We start from the raw sequence: 23,696 nt of genomic DNA, 5'->3' as shown, positions 1-23,696 counted from the left end.
GTCATGTGAACGCGCTCGCTGCCACTGCCACCGACGACACTGAAAGCCGCATCCTCGATGCGCTGCTGGCACGTGGTCGGCTCAAGGAAGGAGATCTGGCACGTGCGCGGCCGCTGCATGCCGAGTCCGGTGGCAGTCTGCTTGGGTTGCTGGTACGGCTTGGGCTGGTGTCCGAACGTGACCAGGCGCAGGCCAGCGCCGATGTGCTGGGCCTGCCACTGCTGGAAGGACGGCAGCTGCCTGAATCGCCACCGCAGGCGCTGGCCGAAGGCCTGCCGCTGTCGCTGCGCTTCCTCAAGCAATTCCACGTGTGCCCGCTGGCGCTGGATGAACACGGCGTGCAGCTGTGGTTGGCCGACGCCCACGATCCTTACCCGCAGCAGGCCGTGCAGTTGGCACTGGGTGTACCGGTCACGCCGCTGCTGGGCATGCGCGCGGAGATAGATGATCTGGTCGAGCGCTGGTTCGGCCAGGGCCGCAGTGCGATGGGCGCGATCGTGGAAACCGCCGATGGCGAGGGCGGCGCAGTGGACGATATCGAGCACCTGCGCGATCTTGCTTCCGAAGCGCCGGTGATCCGCCTGGTCAACCTGGTCATCCAGCGCGCGGTCGAACTGCGCGCATCGGACATCCATGTCGAGCCGTTCGAAAACCGGCTGAAAGTGCGTTACCGCGTCGATGGCGTGCTGGTCGACGGCGAGAGTCCGCCGGCCAACCTGACCGCCGCGGTGATCAGCCGCATCAAGATCATGGCCCGGCTCAACATCGCCGAGCGCCGCCTGCCGCAGGATGGCCGCATCATGCTGCGCGTGCAGGGCAAGGAACTGGACCTGCGTGTCAGCACGGTGCCCACCGCGCACGGCGAAAGCGTGGTGATGCGCCTGCTTGATCGCGAGACGGTGGTGTTCGACTTCCATCGGCTGGGCTTCACCGATGCCTTCCTGCCGCAGTTCCGCAAGGTGCTTGAACAGCCGCACGGCATCCTGCTGGTGACCGGCCCCACCGGGTCGGGCAAGACCACCACGCTGTACACCGCGCTGAGCCAGCTCAACACCGCCGACGTCAAGATCATCACCGTTGAAGATCCGGTCGAGTACCAGATCGAAGGCATCAACCAGATCCAGGCCAAGCCACAGATCGGGCTGGATTTCGCCAATGCGCTGCGCAGCATCGTGCGCCAGGATCCGGACATCATCATGATCGGTGAAATGCGCGATCTGGAAACCGCGCGCATCGCGATTCAGTCAGCGTTGACCGGCCACCTGGTGCTGTCCACCCTGCACACCAACAACGCCGCAGGCGGCATCACCCGCCTGCTCGACATGGGCGTGGAAGATTATCTGCTCACCTCCACCATCAACGGCATCCTGGCCCAGCGCCTGGTGCGCCGGCTGGAGCCGACCCACGCCGAACGCTACGAAGCTTCGCCGGAAGAGATCGAACGCTTCGACCTGCGCCGCCTGCAACCGGATGGAACGATCCACCTGTATCGCCCGAAGTCTTCGGCGCTGGCGCCGACCGGCTACCTGGGGCGCACCACCATCATGGAATTCCTGGTGATGAACGACGCGCTGCGCCGTGCGGTGATGCGTCGCGATGGCATGGGCGAGATCGAGCGCATCGCCCGCGAAGCCGGCATGCGCACCATGTACGAGGACGGCCTGAGCAAGGCCCTGAGCGGGCAGACGACCCTCGAGGAAGTCCTGCGCGTGACCGAGGAAGGCTGATGCGCGTGCAGGGACGACGCTGACATGCCGAACTACCGTTACAAGGCACTGAACCCACACGGTGAAGTGTTCGACGGACAGATGGAAGCGGCCAGCGAGGCCGAGCTGGTCGCGCGCCTGCAGGACCAGGGCCATCTGCCGATGGAAACGCAGCTGGCCGACGGGGGGGCGGTTGGCGGCAGCAGCCTGCGCGGCCTGTTCCGCCAGCGTCCGCTGCAGGGCGCGGCATTGCTGCAGTTCACCCAGCAGTTGGCCACCCTGCTCGGTGCCGGGCAGCCGCTGGACCGCGCGCTGTCGATCCTGCTCAGCCTGCCCGAAGACGAGCGCTCGCGCCGCGCGATCACTGACATCCGCGACGTGGTGCGTGGTGGCGCGCCGCTGTCGACTGCGCTGGAACGCCAGCACGGACTGTTCTCGCGTCTGTACGTGAACATGGTGCGCGCCGGCGAGGCCGGTGGCAGCCTGCACGAGACCCTGCAGCGGCTTGCCGATTACCTTGAACGCAGCCGCGCGCTGCAGGGCAAGGTGATCAACGCGCTGGTGTATCCGGCGATCCTGCTGGTGGTGGTGGGCGGTGCGCTGCTGTTCCTGCTGGGCTATGTGGTGCCGCAGTTCGCACAGATGTACGAAAGCCTGGACGTAGCACTGCCGTGGTTCACCAACCTGGTGCTGCAGCTGGGCCTGTTCGTGCGCGACTGGTGGGTGCTGCTGCTGGTGGTGCCGGGCGTGCTGCTGCTGCTGTTCGAACGCAAGTCGCGGCAACCCGCGTTCCGTCTGGCGCTGGATGGCTGGCTGCTGCAGCGGCGCGGCATTGGCCGCCTGCTGGGCGAGCTGGAAACCGCACGGCTGGCGCGTACCCTGGGAACGCTGCTGCGCAACGGCGTGCCGCTGCTGGGGGCACTGGGCATCGCCGGCAACGTGCTCGGCAACCGCGCGCTGGCCGCAGACCTGGAGACCGCCGCCGACGAGGTCAAGAACGGCACCGGCCTGTCGCTGGCGTTGTCGCGCGGCAAGCGTTTTCCCCGGCTGGCGCTGCAGATGATCCAGGTCGGCGAGGAGTCCGGCGCGCTCGATACCATGCTGCTGAAAGCTGCTGATACTTTCGAACAGGACAGCGCCCGTCGCATCGACCGCCTGCTGGCGGCGATGGTGCCGGCGATCACCCTGGTGCTGGCCTCGGTGGTCGGCGCGGTGATCGTGGCCGTGCTGGTGCCCTTGTACGACCTTACCAACGCCATCGGCTGACGATGGCCTCCTTCGCAACCCCGACATCCCGTACCTGAAAGGACCGACCATGATTGCTTCCCGTCGACCGATCCGCCTTTCCTTCACCGCCGCACGCCACCAGTCGGGCATGAGCCTGCTGGAGATCATCATCGTCATCGTGCTGATCGGCGCGGTGCTGACCCTGGTCGCCAGCCGCGTGCTCGGCGGCGCCGATCGTGGCAAGGCCAACATCGCCAAGGCGCAGGTGCAGACCGTTGCCTCCAAGGTCGACAACTACCAGATCGACACCGGCAAGCTGCCCGCTTCGCTCAACGACCTGGTGACCGCACCGGCCGGCGTCGGCGGCTGGCTGGGGCCGTATGCCAAGCCTGCCGACCTCAACGATCCGTGGGGCCACGCGCTGGAGTACCGCGCACCGGGCGAGGGCCAGGCGTATGAGCTGATCAGCCTGGGCAAGGACGGCAAGGCTGGCGGCAGCAGCGTCGACGCTGACATCCGCTACCAGCCGTAAGCACGCATGCTGCTTTTCCTGCCGCGCCGGGTGTCACGCCCGCGCCTGCACGGCAGGCGCGCGGCGGGCCTGTCGCTGCTGGAAATGCTGCTGGTGATCGCGTTGATCGCGGCCATCGGCCTGATCACCGCCGCTGGCATGTCGCGCGGCTTTGCCGGCATGCAGCTGCGCAGTGCCGGCAAGGACATCGCCAACCAGCTGCGCATGGTGCGCGCGCAGGCCATTGCCCGCGGCGAACCGCAGCGCTTCGTGATCGAACCGGCGCAGCATCGTTGGCAGGGCGCCAGCCAGCGCCACGGTGAAGTGCCGGCCAAGCTGAAGGTGCAGTTCGAGGGTGCCGCGCAGTTGGCCACCGCGCCCGGCCAGGGCGTGATCGAATTCCATCCCGACGGCGGCTCCAGTGGCGGCCGCATCCGCCTGCAGCTGGAGAGCGCCGAGTGGCGCATTGATGTCGGCTGGGTGACCGGTGAAGTCCGTTCCGGACCGTGGCGGGCGCAATGAGGTCGCGCACCCGTGGTTTTACCCTGCTGGAAGTGATCGTTGCCTTCGCCTTGCTCGGGCTGGCGCTGACGCTGTTGCTGGGCAGCCTGTCCGGCGGCGCGCGGCAGGTGCGCGACGCCGAGCTGCGCACGCGCGCGGTGCTGCACGCGCAATCGTTGCTGGCCGCTGCCGGCGTGGAAGCGCCGCTGCAGGCCGGCAGCCAGCAGGGCGAGTGGGAGCAGGGGCGTTATCACTGGCAGCTGCAGGTGCAGCCCTGGACCGAGCCGCGCAGTGGTGCGCTGCCGGCTGCGCAGTCGCCGGGCGCACCCTGGCTGGCGGAACTGCAGCTGCAGGTGCGCTGGGGCGACAGCGAGCGCGAGCAGTTGCGCTGGCGCAGCCTGCGTCTGTTGCCACCGGCACTGGAGAATGCGCGATGAGGCGCCGCGCGCGCGGCTTCACCCTGGTCGAAGTGATGCTGGCTACGGTGCTGCTGGCAGGCGGCCTGGCGCTGGCGTTCGCCAGCGTGCGCTCGGCGATGGCGATCAGCCAGCGCGGCGAGCAGATTGCCGCGCAGAGCGAACGCATGCGCGCCGTGCAGGCCCTGCTGCGGCGGCAGCTCGCCAGTGCCCTGCGCAGCCCGCTGGAAGTGCCCGATCCCACCCGCGAACCGGTGTTCTTCCAGGGTGACGATCAGGGCATGCAGTTCGTTGCCGACCTGCCGGGCTATCTCGGTCGTGGCGGCCCTTACCTGCATGCGCTGCAGGTGGATGGCGCAGCCGGCCACCGCCGCTTGCTGCTGGGGCTGGTGCTGCTGCAGGAAGGCGAGCGCATCGAAGAGAACCCGCCGCGCCCGCCCGAGGTGCTGGCGGAGGAATTGAAGGAGGTGCGGCTGCGCTACCGCGGTGTCGACGCCAGCAACGGGCAGCTGACCGAATGGCTGCCACGCTGGGAGGACACCCGGCGCCTGCCATTGCTGGTGGAAGTGCAGATCGTGCCGGCCAGGGGCACGCCGTGGCCGCCGCTGGTGGTGTCACTGCGGGCCGGTGGCAGCGGAGGTGCGCGATGAAGCGTCCACGTGGTGCCGCGCTGGTCCTGGTGCTGTGGTTGATCGCGCTGATGACCGCGCTGGTCGGCGCCTTTGCGCTCAGCGCACGGGTCGAACACCTGCAGCAGCGGGTGCTCGGTGACGACGCACGCGGCCAGGAGCGCGCCCGCGCCGGCCTGGAATACGCGTTGCTGCGGCTGCAGCCGGACCCGCAGCGTCCGCCGTGGCAGGCTGATGGCCGCGCCTATCGCTGGCAGTTCGACGACGCCCGCATCGAGATCCGGGTGCTGGACGAGAACGGCAAGATCAACCTCAACCTGGCCGATGCGGCCCTGCTGTCCGCATTCATGCAGGCACTGGGCGAGCCGGCAGAAAGCGCCAGGCAGGTGGCCGCTGCGATCATCGACTGGCGCGACGAAGACAGCCTGCTGCAGCCCGGTGGCGGTGCCGAGGCGCCGGAGTACGCCGCCGCAGGCCTGCCCTATGGCCCGCGCAACAGGCGCTTTGAAACCATGGGCGAACTGCAGCGGGTGCTGGGGATGCGCGGGTCGCTGTATGCCGCGATGCTGCCGCACCTGACGCTCTACAGCCGGCAGGCGCGCCCGGATCCACGTTTCGCCAGTGGACCGGTGTTGACGGCATTGGGCCTGGATGCGGAACAACTGCTGGCGCAACGCGCCCAGCAGGAGCGTGACGGAGATAACGCTGCGGGTGCATCGGCGCTTGCCAGCGGCAGTGGCACCTATAGTATCGAGTCCCGCGCCACTGACGGCAGCGGACGCCTGTCGGTGCTGCAGGCGGTGGTGCGCAACGGATCGGGCGGGGTGCCCGGCCGGACCTACACAGTGCTTCGCTGGGAGCAGGGAATGGCAGCAAGATGACGGCGTGGCAGGACAGCCTGCGGCAGGTGCAGGGCCAGATCGGCCCCGGTGCCGGCCGTTTCCTGCGCTGGTGGCGGCAGTCGTTGCTGGCCTGGGTGCCGATGCGCTGGCAATGGGCGCTGGGCTGGTCGCAGACCCGCCTGCTGCTGCAGTGCGAGGACGGGCAACTACAGGTCTGGCGTGAAACCGGCGACGGTCTCGAGCCCGTGGCGCGCCTGCCGTGGCCGCTGCAACCGGCGGACCTGGACCGCGTGCTGGAGCCGCGCCTGCGCAGCCTGCCACGGGTGTGGCTGCTGCCGGCCGGGCAGGTTCTGCGGCGCACCCTGCGTCTGCCTGCCGCCGCCGCTGACCGCCTGCGTGCGGTGGTCGGCTACGAGATCGACCGGCAGACACCGTTCGAAGCCAGCCAGGTCAGCTATGACATCCGTGAGCTGGGCAGTGCCGGCGAAGGCCTGCTGCAGGTGGAGCTGGTGGCCTGGCCGCTGCGTCAGCTGGATGACTGGCGCGCGCAGATCGGAGCGTGGGCCGACGTGCTGGCCGGTGTCGATGCGATCGATGTCCAGGGCCGCACGTTGCAGGTCAACCTGCTGCCGCCCGCGCAGCGTCAGCAGCGACCGGACCCGATGCGGCGCTGGAACCTGCTGCTCGCCGCAGCGGCACTGGTGATGCTGGTGCTGGCGGCGACGCAGCTGCTGGACAACCGTCGTGACGCTGTCGACGCACTGCGTGCAGACGTCGAGCGCAGCGCCCGCAGTGCACGTGGTGTGGCCAGCGAACGCAGCCAGCTGCAGGCGCTGCTGGATGGAGCGGCGTTCCTGGAAACGCAGCGCAACCAGCGCGCCAGTACTGTCGAAGTCTGGAACGAGCTGACCCGACGCCTGCCCGATGGCACCTACCTGGAAAAACTGGCGATCGAGAACAACAGCCTGCAGTTGATCGGCCTCAGCAGCGAAGCATCGCAGCTGGTCACGCTGCTGCAGGACGCGCCGCAGTGGCGCAAGGTCAACCTTACCGGCGTGCTGCAGGCTGACGGTGCCGCCAGTGGCCGCGACCGCTTCACCCTGACCGCCGAGCTGCAGCCATTGCCTTCGGCGGCACCGGCGCCGGCACCCGCCCCGACTGCAACCACGGAGGCGGCCAATGCCGATGCCAAGCGCACGCCGTGACCGCTGGCTGGCACTGGCACTGCTGTTGGCAGTGCTGGGCCTGGCCTATCTGCTGCTGGTGCACCCGTGGTTCACCCAGCCGCTGCTGGCGATCGATGCCGATGCCGCCGCCCTGCGCGAGCGCCAGCAGCGCGTGCAGGCGCAGCTGCAGCAGCAGCCGCAGATCGAACAGCGGCTGCGCGCAACCCGCGAGGCCCTGCAGCAGCGCCCGGGGTTCCTGCAGGAAGCTACCGCCGAGGCCGCTGCGGCCGCGCTCGGCGCACGCCTGCAGGATGCGGTGGCGATGGCCAGCCCGGGCAACCGCAGCTGCACCATCAGCAACCGCACGCCGTTGAGCGACAACCGTCGCGATGCTGCGTTCGTGCGCGTGGCCATGCAGGTGCGCCTGCGCTGTGGCGTGGCCGAACTGGCCACCGTGCTGCACAGCCTGGAGACCGGCAGCCCGCGTCTGTTCGTGGACAACCTCAACCTGATTGCACAGCGCTTCCAGCAATCGCCCAACGAATCCGGCCTCGGCCTGGACGTGTCCTTCGAGCTGGCCGGCTACCTGCTGCCGGCTGCGGCTGCCGATCCCTCGACAGCACCCGCGGCCACGCCGCCAGTGGTGTCGCCGCCGGTACCTGCACCTTCACCGGCGGAGCAGCCTGCTGCCGATGCGCAGGAGGTGGCCGATGAGGCTTGAGCAGATCAGCCTGCGCACCGGGCTGTTGCTGGCGCTGGCCGGATGGGCCGCAGCGATCTGGCTCGCCACCGGCTTCGGTCTTGGCAGCCAGCTGCCCACGGTCAGTGCGGAGGGCGAGGCGCAGGCCGCGCTGCCGGCGCTGCCCGTGCTGGCGCCCGAACGCATGGCCGGCGCAGACAGCTACAGCGTGATCAGCGAACGGCCCCTGTTCGCCGAAGACCGCAAGCCGCGTCCGTATCTGCTGGGGGGCAGTGAGACCACCGCCAGTCCGGCACTGCGCCTGACCGGCGTGCTGATGACCGGCGACTTCAGCATGGCCACCTTCACCACCGAGCAGGGCCGGTCGCTGCGCCTGCGCCTCAACGGCGATGCAGTCGATGGCTGGCAGCTGGTGGCGTTGGAACCGCGCCAGGCCACGGTGATCGGTTCCAGCGGCAGCCAGGTGCTGGAACTGGCCGTGTTCAATGGCCAGGGCGGTGAAGCGCCGACCGCGCTGCGCGGAGCCACTGGCACACCGCCTGTGCCTGGCGCGGTGGTTCCGCCGCCGCCACCGCAGGCAACGCCCAGCCAGACGTCGCCCAACCCCCGTGCCGCCGATGGCAATGCGGCTCCCGTCGCGCCTGCAGCGGCCGCAGCCGCAGCGCCCCCTGCAAATACCAACGGTCCCAGCGAAGCGCAGATGCAGGCCATCCGCGAACGCATCCAGGCCCGCCGCCGTCAGCTGCAGCAACAGCAGCAACAACCGTCGCCGCCCCCGGGCGATGGCACCAACCGATAGAGTGAATGCATGAATCTGCGTTTTCTTCCCTGGTCCTTCGCCCTGACGCTGCTGGTCGGCTGCAGCACCGTGTCGGCCCCGCATGTGCAACGCAACGGCAACCTGCAGCCCTCGGCCAGTGCCGGCCAGGCGGCCGTCGATGCGCAGACCGAGGTGGCCGATCAGGTGCAGGGCGCGCCGCAGGCGGTGATCCGCCGTGGCACCGGCACCATGATCAACCGCGAGGCCGCGCGCAAGCCATCGCCCGCGCTGCATGCGGCCAGCTCCGGTGAGGCGACCTTCAACTTCGAAGGCGAATCGGTACATGCGGTGGTCAAGGCCATCCTCGGGGACATGCTCGGCCAGAACTACGTGATCGCCCCGGGCGTGCAGGGCACGGTGACCCTGGCCACGCCCAAGCCGGTATCGCCGGCACAGGCACTGAACCTGCTGGAGATGGTGCTGGGCTGGAACAACGCCCGCATGGTCTACAGCGGTGGCCGCTACAACATCGTCGCCGCCGACCAGGCACTGGCCGGCACCGTGGCGCCGAGCACCGCGCCGGCCTCCAGCGCACGCGGTTTTGAAGTGCGCGTGGTGCCGCTGCAGTTCATCTCTGCAAGCGAGATGAAGAAGGTGCTGGAGCCGTACGCGCGGCCCAATGCCATCGTCAACGTCGACAGCGGCCGCAACGTGATCACCCTCGGCGGTACGCGCGCGGAACTGGAGAACTACCTGCATACCGTCGAGATCTTCGACGTCGACTGGCTTTCGGGCATGTCGGTGGGCGTATTCCCGATCCAGTCCGGCAAGGCCGAGCAGGTTGCCGCCGATCTGGAGAAGGTCTTCGGCGAAGAGAGCAAGACGCCCAGTGCCGGCATGTTCCGTTTCCTGCCGCTGGAAAACGCCAATGCAGTGCTGGTGATCACCCCGCAGGTGCGCTACCTGGACCAGATCCAGCAGTGGCTGGACCGCATCGATACCGCCGGCGGCAGCGCGCGCCTGTTCTCGCATGAACTGCGATACATCAAGGCACGCGACCTGGCCGAACGCCTCAGCGAAGCCTTTGCCAGCAGCGGCAACCGCGGCGGCTCCGGCTCGGCATCGCTGGCGCCGGGTGCCATTCCCTCGCAGCTGGGCAGCGAGGGCGACCGCGGCATGGACGCGGGCAACAGCAGCAGTTTCAACAACCAGGTCGGTGGCGGCAGCAGCAGCGGTAGTGGCAGCAGCGCCGGCAGCCTGAACCTGCCGCAGCGCCAGTCGGGCAACGTCAGCATCAGCCTGGAAGTGGAGGGTGATCGTGTCGGCGTGTCGGCGGTGGAGGAAACCAACACGCTGCTGGTGCGTTCGACGCCGCAGGCCTGGCGCTCGATCCGCGAGGTGATTGAAAAGCTGGACGTGATGCCGCTGCAGGTGCACATCGAAGCGCAGGTGGCCGAAGTCGGGCTGACCGGCGACCTGAAGTACGGCGTCAACTGGTTCTTCGACAATGCCGTGGCAGGGCGTGCGCTGACCGGCGCGCTGTCCGGGTTGACCCTGCCCGCAGCGGCCGGCGGCTCCTGGAACACCTTCGCCGGTGCGGTGACCGGCACCGATGGCGTCGGCTGGGCGTTCACCGGGCACAACGGTGCGGCGGTGGTCAGCGCGCTGGACAAGGTCACCGACGTGCGCCTGCTGCAGACGCCGTCGGTGTTCGTGCGCAACAACGCCGAAGCCACCCTCAACGTGGGCGACAAGGTGCCGATCAACACCACCACGGTCAACACCGGCATCGGCACCAGCAGCTACAGCTCGGTGCAGTACATCGACACCGGCGTGATCCTCAAGGTGCGCCCGCGCGTCACCCGCGACGGCACGGTGTTCCTGGATATCGTGCAGGAGATCAGCAGCGCATCGGACGTGCCGGAGAACTGCAATCCGCAGGAGCGCAACTGCAATCCGCGCATCTCCACCAAGAAGCTGGCCACCGAGGCGGCGGTGCAGAGCGGGGACACCATCATGCTGGCCGGCCTGATCACCGATTCGGCCACCGATGGCAGCAGCGGCATTCCCGGCCTGAGCCGGATTCCGGTACTGGGCGCGCTGTTCGGCCAGAAGAGCCGCACCAGCCGTCGTTCGGAAGTGATCGTGCTGCTGACCCCGACCATCGTCCGCAACGGCCAGGAGGCCCGCACCCTGACCGACGAGTACAGCCAGCGCTTCCGCGCGATGGAGCCGCTGAACCAGCCGCGCAGGAAGTAAGCCGGCCGGGCTGCGCCCGGCACCCTCCGAAGCCGAAGCCGAAGCAACGGCAACGGCAACGGCAACAGCGGGCATTCCGTGGGATGGCGGGGCGGTGTGGGCTGGCAGGACACGCCGTAAACCCGTCCCTGGGGGCTCGATGGCGCCATCCATGGCGAAACTGTCGAAGGTGGGGGGTGTCGGATTGCGGGGTGTCAGCCGCATGGATGCGGCTGCCAAGCCTACAAGGACGTACTTGCGGCGTCCCCGCAATCCGATACCGCCCCGCCATCCCCCAGGACCCCAGCTGTTGCTGTTGCTTCGGCCCTGGCTTGAAGCCTCTGCGGGTGCCGGGTGCAACCCGGCCCACACCCACCCGATGCTACGCTGTGGCCACCGACAACCACGGAGGCGGGATGGGGGCGATCGTGTTGTTGCCGCTGGGCGTGGACGACGCGGTACTTGACCGCTGCCTGGCCGCGCTTGATGCCGGTACCGCAGCGGGAACATCGATCTGGCTGGCCGATGACGCACAGGCCGGGCCACGTGCACAGGCGGTGGTCGAACACTGGCTGGCACATACGCCGTTGCAGGCCGAATACACCCGCCGCGCCAGGCCACTCGGCGAGGTGGCCCACCTGGACGAAATGCTGCGTGCCTGCGATGGCCTGGACGTGGCGGTGCTGGCCCCGGACAGCGTACCTGCGCCGGGATGGCTGCAGCAGCTGCAGGCCACGTTTGCACGCGACGCGGCCATTGCCACGGCCACGCCGTGGTGCAACGTGGGCGAAACCGCAGCGTGGCCGCGCTTGGGTGAGCTCAACCCCGAACCGGACGACCCGGCGCTGTTGGCCCATGTCTGCGCCGCCCTGCCGAGCCTGCATTCTGAACTCCCTTCGGCGGTCACCCACGCCGTGCTGGTGCGCGCCAATGCACGGCGGCGCGCTGGTGGCCTGGATGCAGAAAGCTACCTGGGCTGGAACGCGGCGCTGGTCGACCTGAGCCTGCGCATGGCCGGTCTCGGCTGGCGCAACGTGTTGTGCGAAAACGCCTTCGTCAGCCGTGCCAGTGAAGCACCCAGCCGCGACGGCGATCTGGAAGCACTGGCCGCGCGCTGGCCGGGCTGGGTACCGCGGCTGGCTGACTTCCTGATGCACGACCCGCTGCACACGCTGCGCCAGGACCTGCAGCACGGCCTGCAGCAGGCGATAATGCCGCGCGGGCAGGGCGACCTGTTCGTCCCGCCATCACCGTTGGAGCCGCCTGTTTGAATTCCGCCATTGCCGCCATCGTCGTCACCTACCAGAGCGGCAGTACCATCGATGCGTGCCTGTCGCGGCTGCGCCAGGCGCAGGACGTGGCCGAGATCCGGGTGGTCGACAATGGTTCGCTGGATGACACCCTGGAAGTCGTGCAGCGCCACGCCAGCCACGATCCGCGTGTACGTTTCATCGCCAACCCGGACAACCCCGGTTTTGCCGCAGCCAACAACCAGGGCGTTGCCGATTCACGGAGCCCGTGGCTGGCCTTCATCAACCCCGACCTGATGGTCGAAGTCGATACGCTGGCAGCACTGCGTGACCGCGCCAATGCGGTGGGCGACAGTCTGCTGGGGGTGGAGCAGGTGGACGAACAGGGCCAGGCCGATGATGCGGTACGGCGCCGTGATCCGGACTTCCTTGCCATGTTGCGCTCGCCCGGTCGCGGCGCGCGATTGGCCATTGCCCGCGATCCGGCGCAGCCGTTGCAGCAGGTGCCGGCATTGTCCGGTGCGCTGCTGCTGATGCCGCGCGCTCTGTTTGATCGCATCGGCGGCTGGGATGCCGGCTATCGGCTGCACGCCGAAGACTTGGACCTGTGCCGCCGCGTGCGTGAGGCCGGTGGCGTGGTCGCCATCGCCAACGACCTGAAGGTGACCCACGTGCGCGGGGTGTCCAGCCGTTCGCGCCCGTTCTTCGTCGAATGGCACAAGCATCGCGGGCTGTGGCGCTATTTCAGCAAGTTCGAAGCGCCGCAGCGGTCGTTGCCGGTGCGGGTGGCGGTGTGGGGGGCGATCTGGGCCCATGCACTGGTGCAGGTGCCGAGGTTGCTGCGCAGGTCGCTGTAACGCGCTGCCACAGGATCCTCCACGCATGGCGTGGATCTACTGCAGAGCGCGTGAGGGGGCCGCCTCCACTGCGGACCCCGGTTCACCCGAACGGGCGCATAATTCCCCCATGCCTATCATCCAGTCCCTGCTCGACACCGACCTGTACAAGTTCACCATGATGCAGGCGGTGCTGCACCAGCACCCCGGCGCGCAGGTTCAATACCGTTTCAAATGCCGCACCCCCGGTATCGAGCTGGCCCGCTACATCGACCAGATTGATGAGGAGATCGACCACCTGTGCAGCCTGCGCTTCAGCAATGAAGAGCTGGATTACATGCGTGGCCTGCGCTTCGTGAAACCCGATTTCGCCGACTTCCTCGGCCTGTTCCACCTGGACCGCAAGTACATCCAGCTGCGCGCGTCGAAGACGGTGCCCGGCGAGATCGAACTGGACATCACCGGTCCGTGGCTGCACACGATCCTGTTCGAAGTGCCGCTGCTGGCGATCATCAACGAAGTGTGGTTCCGCAACACCACCACGGCCGATTTCGCCGAAGGCGAGCGCCGCCTGCAGGCCAAGGCCGCGCTGCTGCGCGATACCCCCGGCTTCGAACAGTGCCGCATCGCCGACTATGGCAGCCGCCGCCGCTACTCGCGCGACTGGCATGCACGCCTGCTGCCGCTGCTGCGCGATGCGCTGGGCCCGCAGCTGGTCGGCACCAGCAACGTGCACTTCGCGCGCCTGTATGGCATGACGCCGCACGGCACCATGGCCCACGAGTACCTGCAGGCGTTCCAGGCACTGGGCCCACGCCTGCGCGATTCGCAGGTGGCGGCGCTGGAATCATGGGCGCGCGAGTACCGCGGTGACCTTGGTATCGCCCTGTCCGACGTGGTCGGGCTGGACGCGTTCCTGCGCGACTTCGACATGTATTTCTGCAAGCTGTTCGACGGCGTGCGCCATGATTCGGGCGACCCGTTCGACTGGGGCGACCGCATGCTGGCCCACTTCCAGCTGCGCCGCGTCGACCCGCGCAGCAAAGTACTGGTGTTCAGCGATGGGCTCGACATCACCAAGGTGATGCGCCTGTACGACTACTTCCGTGGCCGCTGCCAGGTGGCGTTCGGCGTGGGCACCCACCTGACCAACGATCTGGGGCCGACCCCGCTCAACATCGTCATCAAGATGGTCCGCTGCAACGGCCAGCCAGTGGCCAAGCTCAGTGACTCGCCGGGCAAGAGCATGTGCGACGACCCCGGCTACCTGTCCTACCTGCGTCAGGTGTTCGAATTGCCAGCGGAAGAGAGACCTGCCGTCACAAAGTGACGCGCTACCTCATCGGCTGCGATCGACGCCCGTGGCGTGGTTTGTGATGCGTATCACATTTGTGTGGCTGAAATTCACAGAATCGCTTACGATCTGGCGACAGGATGTTTAGCAGGCCTTGAGGGAGTTCTGCGGTGAAGGTTCTTTCCGTTTCCGGTCCTGAAGCAATCACGATGGGACCGTTGGTCAAGGCGCTGGGTGAGGCGCCGGACCACCGCACTGATGAGTGTGGCGCGTGTGATCGGACGAACGTCCTTCGCTGCTGCGTTCCCCTGCATGTCTGCCGGTGAGCGTGCCCATGGCCGCTGAAGAGAGCTGCGCGTGACGGCGCCCCAACTTGCCATTGCCGGCATGCCGGCCGAATTCGTCGAAATGCGCGGTGGCAGCGTGTACTGGGTGGTTGCCGCCGGCAGCGCACCGGCCGATCTGCTCGGCGCCAGCGCATTGATCGGTGCGGGCGATCTGGATGACGTAGTGCTGGCGACGCTGGGGCGCGGCGTCGAGCCGATGTTGTCTCTGCTGACCCCCGAACAGGGCCCTGCACGGGTGCGCATGTTCCAGTGTTCGCACCAGGGCATGCAGCAGACCCTGCGCGGCCTTGCCGGGGACCTGCCCCGGGCATCGGGCGCGACAACACGCATGGCCGTTGTGCAGTTCCCGGTGGCCGCGCTGGACGGCTGGGACGATGCGCGCTTGTCGCGCTGGTGCCAGCACCTGCAGCAATGGGCGCAGCAGGCTGCGCAGGTTCTGTTGCTGCTGTGCCACGGAGAGGTGGCCACGGTCGCGCCACGTCTGCTGCCCTTGAACCGGAGCTGTGCCGGCGTGGCCCAGTTGCATCCGCACCGCGGTGCATTGCAGCTGCTGCTGCATTACTGGACCAACAGCCATGGGGTCGTCGCACAACGTGCCTTCACCGTGGAGCAGGTCGGTCAGCGTTTGCAGCGCGTGGTCGACCCCGAGGTCGAAGTACAGTCGGTGGCCGGGGAGGGCGGCAGCGACCGCGACCTGTTCCTGGCCCAGACCGATGTGCTGGAAGGTGCCCCGCCGTTGTCGTCGGCCTGGCGCCTGTATGAGGGCTGGGCTGGGCTGATGCCAGCCGCGCTGCAGGCACGCGAGGCCACGGTGGTGGTGGCCATCAGCGAAAACGCGCAGGTCGATGCCCTGGCGCGATTGCTGCATCGCCTGCGGCGTGAGCGCGGCGATGCTGTGAAGCTGGTGGTGCGCGAACTGCAGCCCTGCCTGCGCTACGCCGACGAGCGGCTGCTGCTGCAGTGCGGTGGCAGTCTGGTGGTGCCTGCCCATACTCCGTTGCCTCGCCTGCTGACCTTGCTGGACACCGTGCAGCGGCAGCGTTGGCAGGGACAGTTGGCTGACGATCCGGAACCGTTGATCCGTGCGCACCGGCCGCCGTCGATCAGTGGCCAGGTCAGCGCGTCGCGGTTCCGCCAGATCGCCAGTGAACGCATCGACCAGGACGGCAGCGCCGTGGAAAGTGCGGTACTGGCACTCCAGCCGGTGGCGGGGCTGCGCGCCGAGCAGACGCTGCAGCAGCTGCGCATCCGCCGCCAGGGCGACCTCGCCTGCGTGTACCGCGGGCAAGTTCGGCTGTTCCTGTTCGGTTGTCGCCGCGATGCCATCGAACAGGCGCTGGGCAATCTGTTCCGCCTGCCCTGGCGCGAGCTGTTCGATGGTTACCAGCGGTTGGCCGAATACGATATCGCGGCGATGAATGCCAGCGGCAGCGATCCGGACACCGAGCTGCTGCCGCCGCCTGTGGAACCGGCGGCAGCTGCGGCTGCCACGATCGTCGCAACGCCCTTCGCCACACCCACACCGTTGCGGCTCGGAGACGACGCATGACCACCGACCAGCAGCTGTGGACGTTGATCGTCGCCTGCGCGGTATTGATGATTCCGTTCGGCGCGATGCTGGGCGTGCTGTGGCGCGGCCTGCGCCGCCGCGTCGGCGGGTGGTTGCCGCCGCGCCACCTGCGCCGGGCGGGTGTGCGCCAGCGTGCACCGCGGAGGCCGGCATGAGTCCGCAGGCGCTGCCCGCATCGCCGTTCGCCTGGGCCGACCTGCGCGGCTGGAACCTGTATTTCCTGTCCAAGGTGGTGCTGGCCTGGATGGGCGCGCTGGACCTGAAGATCCTGCCCAATCTGCTGTTCCTGGGCGCGCTGCTGGTGCCGCTGCGCTGGCGCTGGGCGCGCATCGCGCGCACGGTGGTGGCTGTTCCCGTGGGCGTGGCGCTGTACTACCACGACACCTGGTGGCCGCCCTTCCAGCGATTGCTGGCGCAGCCGGGCGTGCTCGATTTCTCTGCCGACTACTGGCTGGAGCTGGCCCAGCGCTTCATCAACTGGCAGATGGTGGCGGTGCTGGCCCTGCTGCTGGTGGGCTATTACCTGCTGAAACCGTGGCTGCGCATCACCACCCTAAGCGTGCTGGGCATGCTCGGCATGGCGGTGGTCGCGCTGCCGCTGCCGGCAGACCTGGTCGCGCGACAGGGCCAGGCCGTGGCTGCCACGGGCAATACGGGCGGCGGCCGCGCGCCGCTGGCACCGGCCAGCAACGACAATCTCAACGCCTGGCTGGCAAGCTTCTACCAGCAGCAGTCGAGTTTGAAGACGGCCTTCCCGGCGCCGGCCAGCGGCGCGCCGTTCGACGTCATCATCCTCAACATCTGTTCGCTGGCCTGGAGCGACCTGGACGAAGTAGGACTGCGCCAGAACAATCTGCTCGACCGCATGGACGTGGTCTTCGACGATTTCAATTCGGCAACCGCCTACAGCGGGCCGGCGGCCATCCGCCTGCTGCGCGCCAGCTGCGGGCAGACTTCGCACACGGCGCTGTTCGATCCGGTACCGGCCGAGTGCCAGCTGTTCTCCAACCTGCAGCGCCTCGGCTTCCAGAGCGAGCTGGCCATGAATCACGACGGCCACTTCGACGATTTCATCGGCGAGCTGTCCAAGTACGGTGGCCTGCAGGCCAAGCCGATGGACATCAATCCACTGCCGCGCGCGCTGGTGGCGTTCGACAAGTCACCGTTGCGTCGCGATGGCGACGTGCTGAACAGCTGGTTCAAGCAACGCCAGGCCGAGTCAACCCAGCAGGTCGCGCTGTTCTACAACACGATCTCGCTGCACGACGGCAACCGCATCGTCGGCGCCGATGGTCGTGCCAACGCTGCCGACTACAAGGCGCGTGCGCAGATGGTGCTCGGTGACATGGCCGGCTTCGTCGACGCGGTGGAGAAGAGTGGGCGCCGCGCCATGATCGTGGTGGTACCCGAACACGGTGCCGCACTGCACGGCGATCGCATGCAGATCCCGGGCATGCGTGAAATCCCCAGCCCGTCGATCACCCACGTGCCGGTAGGCGTGAAGCTGGTCGGCATGGGGGCACCTGCTGCCGGTGGCCCGCGCCACATTCCCGAACCGAGCAGCTACCTGGCCATCTCCGAACTGGTGGCACGGGTCTACGCGCTCAACGCGCAGTCCCCGCCTGCCGACCGTGACTGGGACAGCCTGCTGAAGGGGCTGCCACGGACGCCATCGGTTTCCGAGAACGAAGGTGCCAAGGTCATCGACTACGACGGCAAGCCGTGGCTGCAGTTGCAGGGCAGCCAGGCCTGGAGCCCTTACCCCGAGGACAAACGCTGATGGCTGCCGACATCCTCGCGGTGCCCACTACGCTGTCGGTCGAGGAAGACGACATCGACCTGCTGCGGCGCAGCCTGAACATGCCGGAGATGCCCTACGTGGACTTTTCGGCGCAGCGCGAGCGCGCGCACGCGTTGGCACGCTGGCCGCTGCTGGCGGAACTGGAGCAGCAGCCATGAGCACCCTGTTGTCTCTGCAGGGCGTGCATGGCGGCACCGGGGTAACCACCGTGCTGGCGGCGCTGGGCCAGGCCCTGCACGCGCAGGGCCAGCGCGTGCTGCTGGTCGAATGCAGCCCGGACCAGATGCTGGGCCTGCACCTGGGCCTGCCCGCGAAGGAAGCGGGCGGTTGGGCGCGCGCCCAGCTTGACGGAGGCGACTGGCGCGCGGCGGCCTTTGCCTGTGCGCCGGGCCTGGCCGTGCTTCCTTATGGCCGCGTCGATGACGCCGAGGCACTGCACATTGAGCAGCAGCTGCAGGCTGCGCCGGCAACCTGGGCCGAACGCATGCCGCTGTTGGCAGCGCAGTTCGACTGGGTGATGTTCGACCTGCCACAGCGGCTGCCAGCCCACGTGGCCGCGATCAACCAGCATGCTGCTTGCACCTTGCCGCTTCGCCTGGCCTGTGTCGATCCGGCCAACCATGTGGTGCTGCAACGGCACAGTGACGACGTACGCCGTGTGCTGGCCAACCGCTACGATCCTGCCGTGCCGGTACAGCGCGACCTGATGCAGTTGTGGTTGCACTCGCATGCTGCGCTCCTGTTGCCGCAACCGTTGCATGAGGATGCGCGGGTACCGGCGGCGTTGGCCAGCAAGCAGCCGCTGGGCCGCTATGCGGCCGATTCGCTGGCCGCCGCTGATATCGATGGTCTGGCGCTGTGGTGCCTGGCCGAGTCGGCCCGGCGGCAGGCGGAGGGCGCGCACCGATGAGCGCGCGGGTCTACTACCTGCATTGGAGCCGCCTGCGTGATCGGGTCCATGCGCCGTGGGCGACCTGCCTGGTGCTATGGCTGCTGCAGGCCATCGGCTGGGCGTTCCTGCGCCTGGAAGCCCCGTCCTGGCAGGCATTGGCACCGCGCCTGCGCAGCGCCTTCCCGCAGTTGCAGGGTGACCGTCGCTGGCGCCCCGGCGACCCGATCCGCTTGCTGATCCAGGCGCTCTGGTTGTCGATCGTGCGCCTGGTGCCGCGCCCTTCGCAGCGCCGGCAACGCTTGGCGCGCGCGCGCCGGCAACGCATCGCCGAGCTGCGCGGCGCCGCCGGGCGTGGCCACCTGCGCTACGTGCGCGCAATGCGCGATGCACCCAACGAGGTCTGGAACAGCCGCTTCATGGCCTGGATCAGCCAGCGCCTGCAGGGGCTGTCGCCGCGTACGCGCAATCTGCTGACCTTCCTGGTCGGCCTGGTCACGCTGGGCCTGGCCGTGCTGTGCATCACCCAGCCGTTCACCTACTTCGCGCAGTTCGTGTTCGTGCTGCTGCTGTGGGTCATCGCCCTGCTGGTGCGGCGCATGCAGGGGCGCTACGCCACCCTGGTGCTGGTGGTGCTGTCGATCACCGTGTCCTGCCGCTACCTGTGGTGGCGCTATACGGCCACGTTGAACTGGAACAGCACCTTCGACCTGGTCTGCGGGCTGGTGCTGCTGGCTGCGGAAACCTACTCGTGGCTGGTGCTGATGCTGGGGTATGTGCAGGTGGCCTGGCCGCTGCGCCGTCGCCCGGCGCCGCTGCCCGCCGATGTCCAGCAGTGGCCGACGGTGGATGTGCTCATTCCCACCTACAACGAAGACCTGGCCCTGGTGCGGCACACCGTGTACGCGGCAATGGGCCTGGACTGGCCGGCCGACAAGCTGCGCATCCACATTCTCGACGACGGCAGGCGCGAAGAGTTCCGCGCTTTCGCCGAACGTACCGGAGTGAACTACATCACCCGCACCGACAACCGACACGCCAAGGCGGGCAACCTCAACCACGCCCTGACCCTGATCGATGGCGAACTGGTGGCCATCTTCGACAGCGATCATCTGCCGGTGCGGTCGTTCCTGCAGGTCTCCTGTGGCTGGTTCCTGCGCGACCCGAAGCTGGCGCTGGTACAGACGCCGCACCACTTCTTCTCGGCCGATCCGTTCGAGCGCAACCTGCAGGTATTCCGCAGCGACCCCAACGAGGGCGAGTTGTTCTACGGTCTTGTGCAGGATGGCAACGACCTGTGGAACGCGGCCTTCTTCTGTGGCTCCTGCGCGGTGCTGCGCCGCGAGGCGATCGATGCCATTGGCGGCTTTGCCACCGAGACCGTCACCGAGGATGCGCATACTGCACTGCGCCTGCACCGCAACGGTTGGAACTCGGCGTACCTGCGTATCCCGCAGGCGGCTGGCCTGGCCACCGACAGCCTGGGAGCGCATGTCAACCAGCGCATCCGCTGGGCGCGCGGCATGGTGCAGATCTTCCGCATCGACAATCCGCTGATCGGCAAGGGCCTGAGCCTGTTCCAGCGCTTCTGCTACGCCAACGCGATGCTGCATTTCCTCGCCGGCATTCCACGTCTGGTGTTCCTCACCGCGCCGCTGGCGTTCCTGCTGCTGCACGTCTACATCATCTATGCGCCAGCGCTGGCCATCCTGTTGTTCGTGGTGCCGCACATGGCCCACGCCAGCCTTACCAACGCACGCATCCAGGGCAAGTATCGGCGGCCCTTCTGGGGCGAGGTCTACGAGACCGTGCTGGCCTGGTACATCGCACGGCCGACCACCATTGCGTTGTTCAGCCCGGGGCGTGGCAAGTTCAACGTCACCGACAAGGGCGGCACCCAGGCCGGTGACCGTTTCGACTGGCGTGTGGCACGGCCATACCTGGTGCTGGCACTGTTGAACGTGCTGGGCCTGTGCTTTGCGGTCTGGCGCTTCATGCACGGCCCGGCTGATGAACGCGGCACCGTGGTCGTCAGCTCGCTGTGGGTGCTGTACAACCTGCTGATCATCGGTGGCGCGCTGGCCGTGGCCGCCGAGGTGCAGCAGGTGCGCCGCACCCATCGCGTGACGACACGCTTGCCGATGGCCTTGCAGGTTCCCGATGGTCGCCGCCTGCGTGGCGTCATGCAGGATTACTCCAACGACGGTGTCGGCATCGAGCTGGGCGACGACCCGCAGCTGCTTGAGGGGCAACCGGTGCAGGTGCTGCTGGGCCGGGGCCGCCGCGAGTTTGCGTTCCCCGCACGGGTGCAGCGCAGCGTCGGCCATCGCCTCGGCCTGCTGTTGACGTTCGAGAATGAACGCCAGCGCGTGGAATTTGCCCAGTGCACCTTCGCCCGCGCCGATGCGTGGCTCGACTGGCACGCCGGCTACCAGCCCAAGAGCTTGCCACGCAGTCTGTGGAGCGTGCTGGTGCTTGGTTGGCGCGGTTACCGGCGGATGGGCGACTTCACTCCGTTCGACCTTGACCGTCCCGCGCACTGGAACCGTCGCCTGCTGCGCTGGCTGGCCAGTTTCGCCCCGCAACGTCCGCTTCCATCCCACCCGGCTGACCCAGCCGCTGATCCAGGGCTTCGTCCATGAGCATTCCGTCCTCTCTGCGCTGGCTGCTGCTGCCTCTGCTGGCCTTGCCTGTGGCCTCGGGCAACAGTGCGCCGGCGCCGGCACGCACGCCGACCACCGGTTCCACCCCGGACGCACCGGCTGCCCAGGTCGCCGTACCGACCCCGGTGGCGGCTGCAGCGGTTCCTGCGCAGCGCAGTGAAGCTGCACTGCCGCAGACCTGGGCAGGCAGTGCCTGGCCTTGGCAACGCGAAAGTACCTTCGCCCAGTTGGGTCGTCGCCAGGACACGCTGTTGTCGGGCGTGCGCAACGCGACCACCTTCGAATTCCAGGTGCGCCGCGACCGGCTCGCGCGCGAGGCCGAACTGGACCTGAGCTTCACACCGTCGCCGTCGCTGCTGCCGACCCTGTCGCACCTGCGGGTCTATCTCAACGATGCGTTGATGGGAGTGGTGCCGATCAGCAACGACCAGCTTGGCCGCCCGGTGCAGGCCAAGCTGCCGCTGGATGCGCGCCTGATCGCAGACTTCAACCAGGTGCGGCTGGAATTTGTCGGCCATTACACCGACATCTGCGAAGAACCCACCCACAGTTCGCTGTGGGTGAACCTGTCCAGCAACAGCACGCTGCGCCTGGGCGGACAGCTGCTGGCGATGCAGGATGACCTGGCCAACTTCCCGCTGCCGTTCTTCGATCCACGCGACACCGCGCGCCTGGAGCTGCCGGTGGTGTTCGGTGCCGCACCGACGCTGGCCCAGCAACGCGCCGGTGCGGTGATGGCCTCTTACTTCGGCAGCCTGGCCGGCTGGTGGCGGCAGGCGCGCTTCCCGGTCAGCTTCGGCCAACTGCCGGCGCAGGGCCATGCCGTGGTGCTGGCAGTCAATGGCAAGTTCCCGCCGGTGATCGCCAACCATGCACCGGTGAAGGGCCCAGTGGTGGAACTGATGGCGCTGCCGGAGGATCCGCAGCGCAAGCTGCTGCTGGTGCTGGGCCGCAACGATGACGATCTGCAGAAGGCGGTGGCGGCGATGGCGGCGGGCAACGCGTTGTTCCGTGGCCGCCAGGTCAGCATCGACGAGGTCAAGCCGTTGGCCCCGCGCAAGCCGTACGATGCACCGAACTGGGTGCGCACCGACCGGGCCGTGCGCTTGGCCGAACTGCTCGACTACCCGCAGCAGCTGCACGCCAACGGCGTGTCGCCGCAGCCGATCACGGTCAACCTCAACCTGCCGCCGGATCTTTTCATCTGGCGCAACCAGGGCATTCCGCTGAACCTGCGTTACCGCTACACGCCACCGTTCGGCAGCGATGAATCGCGATTGGGCGTAGCAATCAACGACCAGTTCATTTCCAGCTTCCCGCTGGTGCGCCGCAACGGCAAGCAGGGCCTGGAGGAAATCCGCCTGCCGGTGCTGGCCGGCGACGCCGGTGCCGACGACGGTCGCCTGCTGATTCCCTCGCTCAAGCTGGGCGACCGCAACCAGCTGCGCTTTGATTTCAACTTTGCCAGCGTGATGGGCAGTGCCCAGCGCGACCACTGCCAGACCGTGCTGCCGCCGAACCTGCAGGCGGCGATCGAAGAAGATTCGACCATCGACTTCTCCGGTTTCCACCACTACATGGGCCTGCCGGACCTGTCTGCATTCGCGCTCAGCGGTTTCCCCTTCAGCCGCATGGCCGATCTGTCCGAGACGGTGGTGCTGGTACCGGCAACGGCGAGCGAGTCGCAGGTCAGCCTGCTGTTGAACCTGGTGGGCGGCCTGGGCGTACAGACGGGGTACCCGGCCTATGGCCTGCGCCTGTCCGACGACTGGAAGCAGGCCAGCGCACTGGATGCCGACCTGCTGATGCTGGGTGCAATGCCGGCAGAGCTGCGCGGCAGCGATCAGTTGTCGCTGCTGATCGATGACCAGCGCACGCGCCTGCTCAATGGCCAGTCACCGTCGCCGCAGCTGGCGATGGAGCAGGCCCGTCGCGGCAGCCGTGCCGGTGATCCGGCAGTTACCCAGGTGGCGGTCACCGCCGAAGCGCCCTTCGCGGCGATCATCGGCCTGCAGTCGCCGCATCACGCGCAGCGCAGCATCGTCTCGCTGGCGGCCAGCAATGCCGCCGACTACGGCCTGCTCGACGACGCCCTCAGCGATACCGGCAAGCGCCAGGCGATCGCCGGTTCGGTGGCGATCCTGCGCAGTTCGGGCATCCACAGCCAGTTCGTCGGCGACCATTACTACGTTGGCGCGCTGCCGTGGTGGCTGCTGCTCTGGTACCACCTGGCCGACCATCCGGCACTGCTGGCGGTGCTGGCCACGGTGGTGGTGCTGATGGTGGCATTCCTGTTCTGGCGTGTGCTGCGCTGGGTGGCAGCCAAGCGGCTGGATCCGGGGCACTGATT

At 67.9% G+C, this 23,696-nt stretch carries 21 protein-coding genes; all 21 read left to right on the top strand.

Annotated features, from left to right (window positions below; translation table 11 throughout):
- Window positions 1-5 precede the first annotated feature (5 nt).
- The 21 genes from gspE to bcsB all read left to right on the top strand — a co-directional run bounded on the left by gspE (window position 6) and on the right by bcsB (window position 23,694).
- A complete protein-coding gene (gene gspE / locus TEP_RS16615; protein WP_132825992.1) occupies window positions 6-1,727 on the top strand; it encodes a type II secretion system ATPase GspE in 1,722 nt (573 codons plus the stop codon).
- Between the two features lie 24 nt (window positions 1,728-1,751).
- Window positions 1,752-2,972: a type II secretion system F family protein gene (locus TEP_RS16610; RefSeq protein ID WP_093818847.1), complete on the top strand. Its 1,221-nt coding sequence runs from the start codon at window positions 1,752-1,754 to the stop codon at window positions 2,970-2,972.
- A 49-nt stretch (window positions 2,973-3,021) separates the two neighbouring features.
- On the top strand, window positions 3,022-3,465 hold the full coding sequence (gene gspG / locus TEP_RS16605; RefSeq protein WP_032951922.1) for a type II secretion system major pseudopilin GspG: 444 nt from the start codon (window positions 3,022-3,024) through the stop codon (window positions 3,463-3,465).
- A gap of 6 nt (window positions 3,466-3,471) precedes the next feature.
- Window positions 3,472-3,966: a GspH/FimT family pseudopilin gene (locus TEP_RS16600; RefSeq protein WP_132825991.1), complete on the top strand. Its 495-nt coding sequence runs from the start codon at window positions 3,472-3,474 to the stop codon at window positions 3,964-3,966.
- On the top strand, window positions 3,963-4,382 hold the full coding sequence (locus tag TEP_RS16595) for a prepilin-type N-terminal cleavage/methylation domain-containing protein (RefSeq protein ID WP_132825990.1): 420 nt from the start codon (window positions 3,963-3,965) through the stop codon (window positions 4,380-4,382). Before TEP_RS16600 ends, TEP_RS16595 begins: the two co-directional genes overlap by 4 nt.
- Window positions 4,379-5,011: a type II secretion system protein J gene (locus TEP_RS16590; protein WP_132825989.1), complete on the top strand. Its 633-nt coding sequence runs from the start codon at window positions 4,379-4,381 to the stop codon at window positions 5,009-5,011. The genes TEP_RS16595 and TEP_RS16590 overlap by 4 nt, the downstream gene beginning before the upstream one ends.
- Complete coding sequence (locus TEP_RS16585; RefSeq protein WP_132825988.1) at window positions 5,008-5,871, top strand: type II secretion system protein GspK; 864 nt, start codon at window positions 5,008-5,010, stop codon at window positions 5,869-5,871. The genes TEP_RS16590 and TEP_RS16585 overlap by 4 nt, the downstream gene beginning before the upstream one ends.
- Window positions 5,868-7,037, top strand: coding sequence for a PilN domain-containing protein (locus tag TEP_RS16580; protein ID WP_132825987.1), 1,170 nt, complete (start codon window positions 5,868-5,870; stop codon window positions 7,035-7,037). The genes TEP_RS16585 and TEP_RS16580 overlap by 4 nt, the downstream gene beginning before the upstream one ends.
- A complete protein-coding gene (gene gspM / locus TEP_RS16575; protein WP_240790762.1) occupies window positions 7,018-7,719 on the top strand; it encodes a type II secretion system protein GspM in 702 nt (233 codons plus the stop codon). The genes TEP_RS16580 and gspM overlap by 20 nt, the downstream gene beginning before the upstream one ends.
- Window positions 7,709-8,497, top strand: a complete 789-nt coding sequence (locus TEP_RS16570; protein WP_132825985.1) for a general secretion pathway protein GspN — start codon at window positions 7,709-7,711, stop codon at window positions 8,495-8,497. The genes gspM and TEP_RS16570 overlap by 11 nt, the downstream gene beginning before the upstream one ends.
- A 9-nt stretch (window positions 8,498-8,506) precedes the next feature.
- Window positions 8,507-10,717 (top strand): type II secretion system secretin GspD, encoded by a 2,211-nt coding sequence (gspD, locus tag TEP_RS16565; RefSeq protein ID WP_132825984.1) that lies wholly within the window; start codon window positions 8,507-8,509, stop codon window positions 10,715-10,717.
- A gap of 395 nt (window positions 10,718-11,112) precedes the next feature.
- Window positions 11,113-11,967 carry a glycosyltransferase gene (locus TEP_RS16560; RefSeq protein WP_132825983.1) on the top strand — a complete coding sequence of 285 codons (855 nt, stop codon included), beginning with the start codon at window positions 11,113-11,115 and terminating at the stop codon, window positions 11,965-11,967.
- Entirely contained in the window at window positions 11,964-12,803 is an 840-nt protein-coding gene (locus TEP_RS16555) for a glycosyltransferase family 2 protein (RefSeq protein ID WP_132825982.1), read from the top strand. The genes TEP_RS16560 and TEP_RS16555 overlap by 4 nt, the downstream gene beginning before the upstream one ends.
- 109 nt (window positions 12,804-12,912) lie before the next feature.
- On the top strand, window positions 12,913-14,112 hold the full coding sequence (pncB, locus tag TEP_RS16550; protein ID WP_117309506.1) for a nicotinate phosphoribosyltransferase: 1,200 nt from the start codon (window positions 12,913-12,915) through the stop codon (window positions 14,110-14,112).
- A gap of 321 nt (window positions 14,113-14,433) precedes the next feature.
- Window positions 14,434-15,972: a BcsE family c-di-GMP-binding protein gene (locus tag TEP_RS16545; RefSeq protein ID WP_132825981.1), complete on the top strand. Its 1,539-nt coding sequence runs from the start codon at window positions 14,434-14,436 to the stop codon at window positions 15,970-15,972.
- The gene (gene bcsF, locus TEP_RS16540; RefSeq protein ID WP_025876682.1) at window positions 15,969-16,148 is read left to right on the top strand and encodes a cellulose biosynthesis protein BcsF; all 180 of its coding nucleotides are present in this window, start codon (window positions 15,969-15,971) and stop codon (window positions 16,146-16,148) included. The genes TEP_RS16545 and bcsF overlap by 4 nt, the downstream gene beginning before the upstream one ends.
- On the top strand, window positions 16,145-17,773 hold the full coding sequence (bcsG, locus tag TEP_RS16535; protein WP_132825980.1) for a cellulose biosynthesis protein BcsG: 1,629 nt from the start codon (window positions 16,145-16,147) through the stop codon (window positions 17,771-17,773). The genes bcsF and bcsG overlap by 4 nt, the downstream gene beginning before the upstream one ends.
- Window positions 17,773-17,952, top strand: a complete 180-nt coding sequence (gene bcsR / locus TEP_RS16530; protein ID WP_117309509.1) for a cellulose biosynthesis protein BcsR — start codon at window positions 17,773-17,775, stop codon at window positions 17,950-17,952. The genes bcsG and bcsR overlap by 1 nt, the downstream gene beginning before the upstream one ends.
- Window positions 17,949-18,704 (top strand): cellulose biosynthesis protein BcsQ, encoded by a 756-nt coding sequence (gene bcsQ / locus TEP_RS16525; RefSeq protein WP_117309510.1) that lies wholly within the window; start codon window positions 17,949-17,951, stop codon window positions 18,702-18,704. The genes bcsR and bcsQ overlap by 4 nt, the downstream gene beginning before the upstream one ends.
- Window positions 18,701-21,325: a UDP-forming cellulose synthase catalytic subunit gene (gene bcsA, locus TEP_RS16520; protein ID WP_132825979.1), complete on the top strand. Its 2,625-nt coding sequence runs from the start codon at window positions 18,701-18,703 to the stop codon at window positions 21,323-21,325. The genes bcsQ and bcsA overlap by 4 nt, the downstream gene beginning before the upstream one ends.
- On the top strand, window positions 21,322-23,694 hold the full coding sequence (bcsB, locus tag TEP_RS16515; protein ID WP_132825978.1) for a cellulose biosynthesis cyclic di-GMP-binding regulatory protein BcsB: 2,373 nt from the start codon (window positions 21,322-21,324) through the stop codon (window positions 23,692-23,694). The genes bcsA and bcsB overlap by 4 nt, the downstream gene beginning before the upstream one ends.
- Window positions 23,695-23,696: the final 2 nt, after the last annotated feature.

The sequence above is a fragment of the Stenotrophomonas sp. TEPEL genome (genome assembly GCF_004348785.1).
Lineage (GTDB): Bacteria > Pseudomonadota > Gammaproteobacteria > Xanthomonadales > Xanthomonadaceae > Stenotrophomonas > Stenotrophomonas indicatrix.
This window is presented reverse-complemented; position numbering and strand designations above follow the sequence as displayed.

What these genes read in the sequence shown, in the direction of transcription:
- TEP_RS16610 (WP_093818847.1), top strand. Translation starts at nt 1,752, where the DNA reads ATGCCGAACTACCGTTACAAGGCACTGAACCCACACGGTGAAGTGTTC.
- gspG (WP_032951922.1), top strand. Translation starts at nt 3,022, where the DNA reads ATGATTGCTTCCCGTCGACCGATCCGCCTTTCCTTCACCGCCGCACGC.
- TEP_RS16600 (WP_132825991.1), top strand. Translation starts at nt 3,472, where the DNA reads ATGCTGCTTTTCCTGCCGCGCCGGGTGTCACGCCCGCGCCTGCACGGC.
- TEP_RS16595 (WP_132825990.1), top strand. Translation starts at nt 3,963, where the DNA reads ATGAGGTCGCGCACCCGTGGTTTTACCCTGCTGGAAGTGATCGTTGCC.
- TEP_RS16590 (WP_132825989.1), top strand. Translation starts at nt 4,379, where the DNA reads ATGAGGCGCCGCGCGCGCGGCTTCACCCTGGTCGAAGTGATGCTGGCT.
- TEP_RS16585 (WP_132825988.1), top strand. Translation starts at nt 5,008, where the DNA reads ATGAAGCGTCCACGTGGTGCCGCGCTGGTCCTGGTGCTGTGGTTGATC.
- TEP_RS16580 (WP_132825987.1), top strand. Translation starts at nt 5,868, where the DNA reads ATGACGGCGTGGCAGGACAGCCTGCGGCAGGTGCAGGGCCAGATCGGC.
- gspM (WP_240790762.1), top strand. Translation starts at nt 7,018, where the DNA reads ATGCCAAGCGCACGCCGTGACCGCTGGCTGGCACTGGCACTGCTGTTG.
- TEP_RS16570 (WP_132825985.1), top strand. Translation starts at nt 7,709, where the DNA reads ATGAGGCTTGAGCAGATCAGCCTGCGCACCGGGCTGTTGCTGGCGCTG.
- gspD (WP_132825984.1), top strand. Translation starts at nt 8,507, where the DNA reads ATGAATCTGCGTTTTCTTCCCTGGTCCTTCGCCCTGACGCTGCTGGTC.
- TEP_RS16560 (WP_132825983.1), top strand. Translation starts at nt 11,113, where the DNA reads ATGGGGGCGATCGTGTTGTTGCCGCTGGGCGTGGACGACGCGGTACTT.
- pncB (WP_117309506.1), top strand. Translation starts at nt 12,913, where the DNA reads ATGCCTATCATCCAGTCCCTGCTCGACACCGACCTGTACAAGTTCACC.
- bcsF (WP_025876682.1), top strand. Translation starts at nt 15,969, where the DNA reads ATGACCACCGACCAGCAGCTGTGGACGTTGATCGTCGCCTGCGCGGTA.
- bcsG (WP_132825980.1), top strand. Translation starts at nt 16,145, where the DNA reads ATGAGTCCGCAGGCGCTGCCCGCATCGCCGTTCGCCTGGGCCGACCTG.
- bcsR (WP_117309509.1), top strand. Translation starts at nt 17,773, where the DNA reads ATGGCTGCCGACATCCTCGCGGTGCCCACTACGCTGTCGGTCGAGGAA.
- bcsQ (WP_117309510.1), top strand. Translation starts at nt 17,949, where the DNA reads ATGAGCACCCTGTTGTCTCTGCAGGGCGTGCATGGCGGCACCGGGGTA.
- bcsA (WP_132825979.1), top strand. Translation starts at nt 18,701, where the DNA reads ATGAGCGCGCGGGTCTACTACCTGCATTGGAGCCGCCTGCGTGATCGG.
- bcsB (WP_132825978.1), top strand. Translation starts at nt 21,322, where the DNA reads ATGAGCATTCCGTCCTCTCTGCGCTGGCTGCTGCTGCCTCTGCTGGCC.